This is a genomic window from Microcystis wesenbergii FACHB-1317 (genome assembly GCF_014696875.1).
Taxonomy (GTDB): Bacteria; Cyanobacteriota; Cyanobacteriia; order Cyanobacteriales; family Microcystaceae; genus Microcystis; species Microcystis wesenbergii_A.
In genome coordinates this window covers 74520-86416 of sequence record NZ_JACJQV010000156.1, presented here as the reverse complement: position 1 = coordinate 86416, position 11897 = coordinate 74520, and the positions used below count along the sequence as shown (strand labels likewise).

At 44.4% G+C, this 11897-nt stretch carries 9 protein-coding genes and 1 pseudogene; 5 read left to right on the top strand and 5 right to left on the bottom strand.

What is annotated here, in order from left to right; translation table 11 throughout:
* Positions 1 to 111 precede the first annotated feature (111 nt).
* Positions 112 to 222 (bottom strand): annotated as a pseudogene (locus H6F92_RS26565) (peptide deformylase); the annotation flags it as partial.
* A 120-nt stretch (positions 223 to 342) separates the two neighbouring features.
* Here H6F92_RS26565 and dnaA point away from each other — a divergent pair.
* Positions 343 to 1677 carry a chromosomal replication initiator protein DnaA gene (gene dnaA, locus H6F92_RS13750; RefSeq protein ID WP_190358365.1) on the top strand — a complete coding sequence of 445 codons (1335 nt, stop codon included), beginning with the start codon at positions 343 to 345 and terminating at the stop codon, positions 1675 to 1677.
* Between the two features lie 133 nt (positions 1678 to 1810).
* On the opposite strand, the gene H6F92_RS13745 is transcribed toward dnaA, so the two are convergent.
* Together H6F92_RS13745 and H6F92_RS13740 are read right to left on the bottom strand one after the other, a co-directional pair.
* Positions 1811 to 2761, bottom strand: coding sequence for a heme o synthase (locus H6F92_RS13745; protein ID WP_190358363.1), 951 nt, complete (start codon positions 2759 to 2761; stop codon positions 1811 to 1813).
* Between the two features lie 13 nt (positions 2762 to 2774).
* The gene (locus tag H6F92_RS13740) at positions 2775 to 3695 is read right to left on the bottom strand and encodes a COX15/CtaA family protein (protein ID WP_190358361.1); all 921 of its coding nucleotides are present in this window, start codon (positions 3693 to 3695) and stop codon (positions 2775 to 2777) included.
* A 314-nt stretch (positions 3696 to 4009) separates the two neighbouring features.
* Here H6F92_RS13740 and H6F92_RS13735 point away from each other — a divergent pair, with 314 nt between their 5' ends.
* The 3 genes from H6F92_RS13735 to H6F92_RS13725 all read left to right on the top strand — a co-directional run bounded on the left by H6F92_RS13735 (position 4010) and on the right by H6F92_RS13725 (position 7469).
* Complete coding sequence (locus tag H6F92_RS13735; RefSeq protein WP_190358359.1) at positions 4010 to 4975, top strand: cytochrome c oxidase subunit II; 966 nt, start codon at positions 4010 to 4012, stop codon at positions 4973 to 4975.
* Positions 4976 to 5004: 29 nt separating this feature from the next.
* Positions 5005 to 6681 carry a cytochrome c oxidase subunit I gene (ctaD, locus tag H6F92_RS13730; protein WP_046663287.1) on the top strand — a complete coding sequence of 559 codons (1677 nt, stop codon included), beginning with the start codon at positions 5005 to 5007 and terminating at the stop codon, positions 6679 to 6681.
* Positions 6682 to 6845: 164 nt separating this feature from the next.
* Positions 6846 to 7469, top strand: a complete 624-nt coding sequence (locus tag H6F92_RS13725) for a cytochrome c oxidase subunit 3 (RefSeq protein ID WP_158202237.1) — start codon at positions 6846 to 6848, stop codon at positions 7467 to 7469.
* A 322-nt stretch (positions 7470 to 7791) separates the two neighbouring features.
* On the opposite strand, the gene H6F92_RS13720 is transcribed toward H6F92_RS13725, so the two are convergent.
* A complete protein-coding gene (locus H6F92_RS13720; protein WP_061432189.1) occupies positions 7792 to 8154 on the bottom strand; it encodes an acyl carrier protein in 363 nt (120 codons plus the stop codon).
* Positions 8132 to 9931 (bottom strand): acyl-CoA dehydrogenase family protein, encoded by a 1800-nt coding sequence (locus H6F92_RS13715; protein WP_190358357.1) that lies wholly within the window; start codon positions 9929 to 9931, stop codon positions 8132 to 8134. Before H6F92_RS13715 ends, H6F92_RS13720 begins: the two co-directional genes overlap by 23 nt.
* Positions 9932 to 10283: 352 nt before the next feature.
* Between H6F92_RS13715 and H6F92_RS13710 the strand changes: the two genes are divergently transcribed.
* On the top strand, positions 10284 to 11519 hold the full coding sequence (locus tag H6F92_RS13710; protein ID WP_190358355.1) for a glycoside hydrolase family 75 protein: 1236 nt from the start codon (positions 10284 to 10286) through the stop codon (positions 11517 to 11519).
* Positions 11520 to 11897: the final 378 nt, after the last annotated feature.

The window sequence follows — 11897 nt, the reverse complement described above, 5'->3', positions numbered from 1 at the left end:
AAAAGCGTTTAAACTCTTCTGGATTCAAATTTTTTACTTTTTCGTAAGTCATTGTTTTTCTGAGTGTTTTACTTTATTTTACATAATCAGTTCCTATTTTTGCAGGAGGTCTAGGGAATCGATCAAATTTTGACAGTCAGAATCCAGAAAATTATCGATCTCCGGTGCTTTTTGCTGTAGAATTGGATTTCCTAATTGGGTGATTGTTAAAACTTGTGTCATCTGTCTAAAGATTAATTGTTTCCCTCTGAAAATTATTTTATCTTGAGCGGCAAAATCTCGCTAAACTGATAAGGTTTCCCCGCAGCAGCACTAGAGCAACTTTGTTAATCAAAATTAACCGTGGATAGCAGCGCCCAACAACTTTGGCATAATCTCCTAGAGCGTCTAAAATTACTATTAACCCGTCCCGCTTTTGAAACTTGGTTTCAAACGGCGACGGTTAAAGAATGGCAAAACGATCGCTTAGTAATTCAGGCCGCCAATCCTTTTATTCTTAACCATCTTCAGAAAAATTATCTGTCAACAATTGCCGAAGTAGTGGAGGATATCGTCGGTTATCCGGTCGAGATTCAACTAACGGCACAACAGGGGGATTTGATCGCTATTTTCCAGCCCAACACTAGCTTAGAATTAGAATTATCCCCCGGTAATCAACTTAACCCTAAATATAATTTTTCCCGTTTTGTTGTCGGGCCAACTAATCGCATGGCCCACGCAGCCGCTTTAGCGGTAGCGGAATTACCCGGAAGGGAATTTAACCCGCTTTTTCTCTGTGGTGGTGTGGGATTAGGTAAAACCCATTTAATGCAAGCGATCGGTCATTATCGTCTGGAATTATATCCCCAATCCAGGGTTTTTTATGTATCGACGGAACAATTTACGAATGATTTAATCACCGCTATCCGTCAAGATAGTATGGAAAGTTTTCGTAATCATTATCGTCATGCCGATATATTATTAGTGGATGATCTGCAATTTATTGAAGGAAAAGAATACACTCAAGAAGAATTTTTTCATACCTTTAATACCCTGCACGAAGCGGGAAAACAGGTAGTTTTAGCCTCCGATCGCCTCCCCAAACAGATTCCCAGTTTACAGGATCGTTTAATTTCTCGCTTTTCTATGGGATTAGTCGCCGATATCCAAGCACCAGATATCGAGACTCGTATGGCAATTTTACAAAAAAAGGCCGAGTACGAAAATCTGCGTCTCCCACGAGAAGTTATCGAATATATTGCCGTTAATTATACTTCTAATATTCGCGAATTAGAGGGGGCATTAATCCGAGCTACTACTTATATTTCTATCTCTGGATTGCCGATGACGGTAGAAAATATCGCGCCGGTTTTAAATCCACCAATGGCCAAAATTTCCACTTCTCCTGAGATTATTATGGCGGTAGTAGCGGAAAAATTTCAACTTTCCATCGCTGATCTAAAAGGAAATTCCCGCCGGCGAGAAATTAGTTTTGCTCGACAGATTGGGATGTATTTGATGCGTCAACACACGGATTTAAGTTTACCGCGCATTGGCGAAGAATTTGGCGGCAAAGATCACACTACCGTTATTTATAGCTGTGATAAAATCAACCTTTCCCAACATCAAGATCGACAATTACAAGAAATCTTAGCCCAACTAATCGAGCGAATTAACTCCCTCAGTCGTAATCAGTAGTCGGGGGTAATTATGAATGATGAATTGGGGAGATGGGGTTTTTCAGTAAACAGTAATCAGTGAACTGAAAACTCACATCTGATAACTGATAACTGATAACTGATAACTGATAACTGATAACTGATAACTGAGATTAACTACAGGAGAATAAACTGGCAATTGTAGCGAGGAGACGAGAGGTCATGGGTAAACTATCGATCACCATAGCTGTACATAATAACATCATGTAAAGAATGGAATATTTAAACAGCGATCGAGCCATGTCTCGATCAAAAGGATTCTGTTTTAATCGCCAAGCTTTTTTCAGGAAAACAAACCCTAAAACCAAAGCCGCTAGACCATAAACCACACCACAGGCAGCCAAGGGATAAATCAGGAGGAAAGTGAAAGGAACAACGATTAAAGTATAGAGCCAAATCTGCTCGCTAGTGGCTTCTTCTCCTTTAACTACGGGCATCATCGGGATATCCACTTCTGCATAATCATCCTTGATCATTAAAGCCAAAGCCCAAAAATGGGGGGGAGTCCAAAGGAAAATAATTGCGAATAAAATCCAGGGAATCCAACCGAGATCGCCCGTTACTGCCGCCCAACCGACGAGGGGAGGAATCGAGCCAGCCGCGCCACCGATAACAATATTTTGGACACTATGACGCTTGAGCAGATGGGTATAAATCAGCATATAAAATGCGATGCCGGTCATTGCTAAAAATCCGCTCAAAGTATTGACAAAAAAGACAAAAAGTGCTAGGGAAAGGGAAGCTAAAACGAGGGCAAAAATGAGGGCGTGGAGGGGTTGCACGCGGCCGGAGGGAATAGGACGGGCGCGGGTGCGAAGCATGGTGTGATCGATGTCGCGATCATAGATGCAGTTTAAGGTTTGAGCGGCGGCGGCGGCGAGAGTGCCACCGAGGAGAGTAAGAAAGAGTAAGAGGGGGGAAACCTGACCTTTAGAGGCGATTTCCATGGCAGCGGCCGTGGTAATCAGCAGTAGAGGAATAATTCGCGGTTTAGTGAGTTGATAATAACTTTTAGCGACTTGTAAAAAATTATCGTGGTGGCGAAGGGCTTGAGTTCCAGTCATCGTGATTAAATCCTTAGAGATGGCTTATGGGAGCGAAAGAACGATCGCGAAGGGCGAAAGTGGTAAAAGCGACGAGGGTTCCCACCAATAGCGCACCGATGCTGTGGTGGGTAATGGTTAAGGGTTCCACCTGTAGATGCAGTTTCAGGGTGGCAACGCCCAAAAACACCTGTAGGGCAACTAATCCCCCGGCGCTAAAAGCTAGTTTTTTGAGGAGAGGATGGATAGCGGCAGCTCGCCAAGCGAAGAAAACTAGGGTTAACACCGAGATAGTGGCGGGAAAAACCCCGATAATGTGGCTATTCATCACGGTGCAGAGTTGGGAAACCGTTAAACACTGATGGGCAGCCCAACGGGAACCGACGAGACCGCCGAGGAGACATTGCAGATAAACTAGACCAGTGGCGACCATTCCCATCCCAGTTAGTTTCCCGACTGTACCTGTGCCACGGTAGGGAGTCAGACAAATAGCAATGACGATTAGGGTGGCAAAAAAGAGCAAAGCTGTGGCTAAATGGGCCGTTACGATGTCAAATCGCAGTAATTGGGTCACGGTTAATCCTCCCAGGACTCCTTGCAGGAGAATTAAAGCCAAGGCAGCGATCGCAGAGGGGAACAGCCAAGGGGGAAGATGGCGACGGTACCACCAAGACAGACCGACGAGAGCGAGCGTACTAAACCCGATCAAAGAGGCATCGAGACGATGAAACCACTCCAGAAATACCTGTAGATTCATCTGCTGACTGGGAATCCATTGACCGTAACACAGCGGCCAATCGGGACAAGCTAAACCGGCGTTCATAACTCTGGTGGCAGCACCCACTACCATGAGGGCGAAAGTAGCGATCGCAATTTTCCAGACTAAGCGGCGCATCCACACCTGAATAGGGCCGGTTTCTCTTAGGGGTGTTGGGTTAAAAACAGATTCGGTCATCGGTTTGCCTGTTCTCAAGGAGTCTGTCATCAAAGACCATGGCTTGGTTTGCCAGTTAGTTATCACTGTGAATGAGTTTTTTTACGACTGGTAAAACCTTTTAGATATTCTTTAGATTTCTGGCCATTTCCGTTACATTTGTTTACATAAACTCAGAATAAAACATAAAAATTAGTTATTTTAAATACTTTCCCTGAAAACGATCCCAAAGAAAAGATAAAATTCTCAGAAGATGCTGGTTAAATTTCCCATCTATAGGGGAATCATGTTTTAGCCTTGAATAAGTAGCCACTATTAAAAATATTGAAAAGACCGTGAAAATTCCCAGCAGTATCCTGACGCTCGTACTCGGGATCGCCTTGACCTTAATTAGTCTCTGGTATGGCCAAAATCATGGCTTAATGCCTGTGGCCGCTTCCGAAGATGCTCAGGAGATAGATAATATCTTTAATCTGATGATGACCATCGCCACGGGACTATTTTTAATAGTTGAAGGCGTGATCATTTATATAGTGATTCGCTTTCGCCGTAAACCGGGGGATCAAACCGACGGACCGGCGGTGGAGGGCAATGTCCCCCTAGAAATCTTCTGGACAGCCATCCCGACGGTAATCGTTTTTATCCTTGCCGTCTATAGCTTCGAGATTTATAACAATATCGGCGGACTCGATCCCTTGATTTCCAAGGGTGGCAAAGGAGAAATCGCCCACCACGGTCATCACCACGGCACGATGATGGCCCTGGGCGGCGATCGCAGAGTAGCCCTAGGTATCGGCAATTCCTACGATGGTGAAGGAGTTCCCCCCCTAGTGGTCAATGTTAAAGGTATTCAATACGCTTGGATCTTCACCTATCCCGAAACCGGCATTGTTTCCGGAGAACTGCACGCTCCCGTCAATCGTCCCGTGCAACTGAATATGGAAGCAGGGGATGTGATCCATGCTTTCTGGGTTCCCCAATTGCGTCTAAAACAGGACGTTATCCCCGGACAGGAAACGGTTTTATCGTTCACATCCAACCAAATTGGTCAATATCCGATCATTTGTGCGGAACTTTGCGGGGCCTATCACGGCGGCATGAAATCTAGCTTTGTAGTTCACTCCCAAGCCGATTACGACCAATGGGTGCAGGATAACACAATCGCCGAAGTTGACAGCGATCGAACCGTAGCTATGACCGCTAAAGATCGCTCTGATAGTCAATATTTGACCCCCTACACCGAAGAAATGGGCATAAACGGTGAAATCCTCGCCCAAGTTGCCCATCAGCAGCAAATGTAATTTTTCTTGTCATCTAAAATCTTGGCCTTATGACAGCATCAACGGAAATAACCACCCCAGCAACCGTTCCCGAGGTGATCCACCACCGCAAGTGGACCGATTACTTTACTTTCTGCACCGATCATAAAGTCATCGGGATTCAATATCTGGTGACTGCCTTTCTTTTCTTCTTTATTGGCGGTGCTTTTGCGGAAGTGCTGCGGACGGAATTAGCCACTCCCGACCCCGATTTCGTCTCCCCAGAACTATATAACCAATTCATGACCATGCACGGAACGATCATGATCTTCCTTTGGATCGTTCCAGTTGGGGCAGGTTTTGCCAATTATCTCATTCCCCTGATGATTGGGGCGGAAGATATGGCTTTTCCTCGTCTTAACGCTGTGGCTTTCTGGCTTAATCCCCCCGGCGGGCTGCTATTATTATCCAGTTTCTTTGTCGGCGCACCCCAGTCCGGTTGGACTTCCTACCCACCTTTAAGCTTAATTAGCGGCAAATGGGGCGAAGAATTGTGGATTTTGAGCCTTTTATTGATCGGGACTTCTTCGATTTTAGGCTCGATTAATTTCATCACCACGATCCTGAAAATGCGGATTCCTGAGATGGATTTGTACAGTATGCCGCTATTTTGTTGGGCAATGCTGGCCACCTCGACTCTGGTACTGCTTTCCACCCCCGTTCTCGCTTCTGCTCTCGTTCTCTTGTCCTTTGATTTAATCGCCGGCACGAGCTTTTTTAATCCCGCCGGCGGCGGCGATCCGGTGGTTTATCAGCATATGTTCTGGTTTTACTCCCATCCTGCTGTTTATATCATGATTTTGCCCTTTTTCGGCACGATATCGGAGATATTACCAGTTCATGCCCGCAAACCGATTTTTGGTTATCGAGCGATCGCCTATTCCAGTCTCACCATCTGTTTCTTGGGTTTAATCGTTTGGGCCCACCATATGTTCACCAGCGGCACCCCCGGCTGGTTACGGATGTTTTTCATGGCGGCAACTATGTTAATCGCCGTTCCCACGGGCATTAAAATCTTTAGTTGGTGTGCCACCCTTTGGGGGGGTAAACTTAGTCTCAATACGTCTTTATTATTTGGGATCGGTTTCCTGTCTTCCTTCCTCATCGGTGGTTTGACTGGGATTATGTTGGCTTCTGTTCCCTTCGATATCCACGTCCACGATACCTATTTTGTCGTCGGTCACTTCCATTATGTACTATTTGGTGGTACGGCAATGGCCCTATTTTCTGCCGTTTACCATTGGTTCCCGAAAATGACCGGACGGATGTATAACGAAACTCTCGGTCGTATCCACTTTGTTCTCACTTTTATCGGTTTGAATTTAACTTTCATGCCGATGCACGAATTGGGATTATTGGGTATGAACCGTCGTATTGCCCTGTATGATGTGCAGTTTCAGGGTTTAAATGTTCTTAGTACCGCAGGGGCTTATATTCTCGGTATATCGAGTATTCCCTTCGCTATTAATATGGTCTGGAGTGCCTTTAAAGGTCAACCCGCCGGCCGTAATCCTTGGCGCGCTTTAACCCTAGAATGGCAAACCTCCTCTCCCCCAATTATCGAGAATTTCGAGGAAATGCCGATTCTTTGGTCCGGCCCCTACGATTACGGTATTGATATGGAAGAATCAGAAGCAGCGGAATCAGTACAGGATCTCCTCGCTGAAGTGGGCGCTGAATCCCAATAATCAGTTATCAGTTATCAGTTATCAGTTATCAGTTATCAGTTATCAGTTATCAGTTATCAGTTATCAGTTCACTGTTTACTGATCACTGAAAAAAAGCTTCCCACTTCCCACTGATCACTGAAAAAAAGCTCCCCGTCTCCCGTGTAAACTAAGGACATTCAATCATGCAAGGTTCAACGCTCGAAGAGTCTCAACTCTCTGTCAATTATCATCAGGAAACGGTGGAACACGGACATCATGGCCACCCGGATCATCGCTTATTCGGTGTGGTTTTGTTTCTAGTGGCGGAAAGTTCCATCTTTTTAGGCTTATTTGCCGCTTTCTTGTTCTACCGTACCATGTTACCCGTTTGGCCCCCCGCCGGCACGCCCGAATTAGAATTAACCCTACCGACAATTAACACGATTATTCTGGTGTCCAGTAGTTTTGTTATGCACATAGGACAAAAGGCGATTAAACAAAACAATAATGCCGGTTTACAATTGTGGTTCGGCATTACTGCCCTGATGGGAATTATCTTCCTTTGTGGTCAAGGATACGAATATTATCACGCTGAATTCGGTCTGACAACTAATGTTTTCACCAGCGCTTTTTATGCCTTAACCGGATTCCACGGTCTCCACGTTACTTTTGGTTTAGTGCTAATTCTATCGGTCCTCTGGCGTTCTCGTCAAAAAGACCACTATTCTAGTCAATCTCACTTTGGTGTCGAAGCGGCAGAATTATACTGGCATTTCGTCGATGTGGTCTGGATTATCCTGTTTTTACTGGTGTATATCTTGAGATAATTTTTGTTATTTAGTAGGAGAAAAGGACGCTCAATTGAGCGCCCTTTTTTGTATATTTCAATTTATAAGTAGTCGTACAAAATAAATTTCCTAGTGGTGAGAGGGAACTCCAGAACTGCGGAACGGGCAACAGAAAAGAAATACAGCGATTGTTGCTTTACGGAGAAATGGGTAATTAATTTTGTTTAGGTACTTAGCAATTCCTATACTGGTGAGTAGAGAACAGAGCCAATTGATAACTAATATTAGGTGGGTTACGGCGAATACTAGATAATTTTCCCTAGCATAAATTGTCTTCGCCTAACCCACCCTACACCTAAAATTAACGACGACCGAATAAACTCCAACCTTTGCCACCACTAACGGCCGGTTCAGCTTTTTCAGCGACGGGGGCAACTTCTGCGGGGGTTTCCTCACCAGAAAGATTAGAAAGATCGTAGTTTTCTACTAGGAAAAGAGACGCTTTTTCAATAGTAGAATAATCCCAGAAAAGGGTAGAAGGTAACTCTTGACCGACCCAATCTTCTAGATCACCCACCATCGTTACCGCATCGATCGAATCTAAACCATAACGGGTTAAAGGTTCAGTCACATTAATCGTTTTTGCATCCAAAGATAACTGATCGGCTAACTGTTTAACTAACCAATTTTGTACCAGATTATTAAGATTGGAGTTGGAGTTCATGGGTTTTTTCCTCGGTAGTTTGTGAATGGGCTAATTGAAAAGGTGCGATCGAAAAATGTTGATTTTCTCGATATAATTTCAGCAATTCCTGGGCAACATTTTCTACATACACCTCAGATAGAGTGTAAGGCAGCGGCCGCAGAGTTCGCAGTAATCGGTGTAAACTCAACACCAACCATTCCCCCCGGGCAAAAAATTCACCCAAGATGGAACGATTATAAAGCCAAGTGTGTAAACAAGCAGAAGCGGCGTGTAAAGTGCAGTATTTCTTGGCAATCTCGAACAATTCGGGTGATTGGTCGTGACCATACTCGAATTTCGATTGACTAATCTGTTCATCGTGAGCATTTAGTTCCTCTAAAACTAAATTACCCAACATCAATAGATTTTCTAATACTTCCAGGTCCACCTCCTGAGAATCTTTCAATCCCTCCAGCATATCAAGGGCAATCTCTAAACCCTGTAGGGAATCATCCATTCCCCGGCCAAATAATTCTAAATTATTGGGTTCAAAGGGAGGAACTGACTTTTCTAGGCTAAAAATCGCCTCTAAACGGCTTTTTAACGCTGACATAGTGCGCGAGTTGCGTTTAGCCCGATATTTGGTTAAAGGACGCAATTGTAGGATTAAAGCATGAAGATTGACGATCGAACTGCCGTCAAACATACTGATAATCGAATTATCTCGCAGTAGCTTCTGGAAGATGCCGAATTCGTGTTCTTCTCGCATATAAAAACGCGATCCCAAGACCACATAAACACTATTAACCATCTCCTCCAGACGGACAGTAACAAAATATTTTACCACCGAAGCCCAGACGCTAAACTGTTCGGGGATAATATGAAAACCTCTCGCGGACGGAATCGTCTCGCAATCACAAATGAGGATGTCAAGGAAAGCATCCACGAGAGTGCGCCGGGGTTGGGGCAAATCCATCACAGTTTTCTGATAAATTACCCGATTAACGGCAAAACCGAGGGTAGTTCTTAAAGCGGTATCGGCTGCCCCGTGGGAAAAAGCAGCGCACAACATTCGGGTAATTTGGAAACCTTTCAGGGCTAATTCTAAACCGTCTCCCTCCTCCCGTAAACGCATGGAATCGGGGACAAAACAATCCTTAAAACCAATGCCACTCATATCCGAGGCCCGCACGCCATGGGTGTATATTTTCGGCAAATTATAGTATTTTTCGGGGTCTAATTGCCGTTTATCCACCATAAATAGGGTTAAACACTTCGGCCCGCCGTTAGCATCGGTTTTCGCCAAAATAAAGGAAATTCCAGAGATAGTCGCCCGGTTAATCGGCCATTTCTCACCATTGAGAATATAACCTCCTTCCACCTTCGTCGCGGTCAGATCACCATTGATCAGATCGCTACCGTGTTCCTTTTCCGAGTAACCCAGACACATCGCTCCATAGTCATCCATGATAAAACGGGCGAGCTTCTGTTTCTGTTCTGGGGTTCCCGCCATCCAGTTTAAAAACGACCAGAATAGGGTAGTAAAAGCGATGCCGATAGTTTGATCCCGTCGAGACAGTACCCGCACAAAAGCGACAAATTCCTCAAAGGAGGTAAATTCACCGCCGCAATCCGTGGGAATGTAGTAGTGTTGGAGTTTCCAGTCGTATAACCAGCGAATTTCCTCGTGGGGAAATTCTTCGCTCTCATCAATTTCGATCACCCGCTTGTAGGATAGAGGGTTATCGGGATTGAGAGGATCGCCTAAGTCTTTTTCCAGTGCTTCAGCAGTCCAGTATTGCTTAAGCTTTTTCATAGTGCCTCTAGGACAGATACAATGTGTTTTTCGTCAATGCCCTCGGTTAGAAGACCCGACCATTCACAAAAATTAATGACCATTCTAGACGTTTGGCTCTACGATAGCAACAATTTTTAATTTCGCCTTTACCTTAAATGTGCTAGATACCACTTGGGTGGGGCGCTAGACTACCCTCTAAGGTAATTATGCCCCAATTGAGGAGATTAAACCGCCTTAGTTAAGGGGGTGTTAGACCGATGGAAGTGGGATAGTAGGATAGAGGAGGTTGCTCGACTGCGGGGAGGGGTATGATTAATAGTTATACCCCTAACACATCAGAAATTTAGTCAAGACATCGAAGAGAGGTTCTATGTCAAGAGATATTAACCATTCATGGAAAAACGGCGGAGATAATTCTTCTAATCCTGTCGTTGTTGTTTTAGATAACGGCCACGTCCTGATCACGGCTGATGCTGATACAGACGCAGATGGTAGTCCCGATGCAGTCCAAATAGACGGTTCAGGTCAACTTCAGACTGCTCTAGGCAGAGACAATGGCTGGAAAGGCGACGGTGATTATGTGAATGCAAGAATCATTCCTTACTATGTCTTACCAGGGAACTGGAAAGAAGTAACCAATGTAAGCTGTCAACTTGGCGATATTGCCAAAGTCTCTTACAAAAATAAGACTGTCTATGCTATTTACGCTGATGTTGGTCCTGATGAAATTACTGGAGAGGCTTCTATTGCAACCGTCGAAGCACTAGGCCATAATCCTTGGAATAATGAACATACAAAAATTGTTTCAGGGATTCCTCATGGCGTAACCTATGAGGTCATTCCCGGATCATCAAACCTTGCTCAAACGCTAAACTTTGAAACAATTCAAGCCTACGGCAAAACTTTATTTGGAGAAACCACACCACCAAATCCATCAGAGGTTCAGAACTCTATCACTTGGCTAGAACTTAACCGTTCAGAGAATGGAACCCCCGCCATTACTGCTTATGCAGGCCCAGAAGCAAAATACACACGTTTTTATACAACCAAGGAATCATTAATCGGGTTTCTTCAGGCTTTTCCTAATGCTCATACAGCTTTAGTTGCAGCAAATAAACCTATTCCAGATTGTCCAGATTTCACAGCGAATCGCCCCGATTCTGCTCAGAAATTTGTGACTTTCTTTAAAAATAACTATCAAGCTGTTCGACGTGAAGTTGAACGATGGTTTATTGATGATATTCCAACACAATGGTCAACTAATGCTGTAACAAATGGTTGTGTTGCTCATCAAGTTAGTTGTCTGCATTTATGCGAACTACCTCATCCTACACTAGACACCCTTCCATCAGTCAATGTAGATAAATTTGTTGAGTGGGCATTAAGTCATAACTGGACAAAAATTACCTCTATGGATAGTTTGAAGCCAGGAGACATCTGTGTAAGTGGGCCAAGTAGCACTGACCTCGATCATGTCTATTGTTTTGTAGATTACATTGATGATGAAAATGCCCATGTTCTTCACAATCAAGTATTTGGGTTAGCAACCCGTTCTTTAGTTGGCAATGGCTGTGGACGTTGGAGATTTGCATTAAGAATGCCATAACATTTATGGATTGGATAGGTGATCGGGTATAATTAATGGTCAGACACCGCCATAGCTATCGCTCTTTCGGGACTCTGGGAAAGTCCTGATTACCTCTAAACCCTAGCTTTCTTTCTGGGCAAGCTTTCCGGCGGACAATAACTGATAGAAACTAAATTTCCGAGTTGTTGTTAGAAACCAAGGCAGCACTGGAAGGGGAAATAAGAGTTGCAGGGCTCTCTTATTCTTTGTGTGATCTCGCGTAGCGAGCGCGTTGCGACCAGTTTAACTTATATAGGAGCGATCGATCTTTGTGTCCTTTGTGTCTTTCTGGTTCGTTCCACTGGCTCGCCAGCAGAACTGTATCTTAGAATACATTTTACCCACGAAATCCGAGGG

Excerpts from the sequence above, each read along its gene's own strand:
- H6F92_RS13715 (WP_190358357.1), bottom strand. The coding sequence starts at position 9,931 with ATGAAAAAGCTTAAGCAATACTGGACTGCTGAAGCACTGGAAAAAGAC.
- H6F92_RS13740 (WP_190358361.1), bottom strand. The coding sequence starts at position 3,695 with ATGACCGAATCTGTTTTTAACCCAACACCCCTAAGAGAAACCGGCCCT.
- H6F92_RS13720 (WP_061432189.1), bottom strand. The coding sequence starts at position 8,154 with ATGAACTCCAACTCCAATCTTAATAATCTGGTACAAAATTGGTTAGTT.
- H6F92_RS13725 (WP_158202237.1), top strand. The coding sequence starts at position 6,846 with ATGCAAGGTTCAACGCTCGAAGAGTCTCAACTCTCTGTCAATTATCAT.
- H6F92_RS13745 (WP_190358363.1), bottom strand. The coding sequence starts at position 2,761 with ATGACTGGAACTCAAGCCCTTCGCCACCACGATAATTTTTTACAAGTC.
- ctaD (WP_046663287.1), top strand. The coding sequence starts at position 5,005 with ATGACAGCATCAACGGAAATAACCACCCCAGCAACCGTTCCCGAGGTG.
- H6F92_RS13710 (WP_190358355.1), top strand. The coding sequence starts at position 10,284 with ATGTCAAGAGATATTAACCATTCATGGAAAAACGGCGGAGATAATTCT.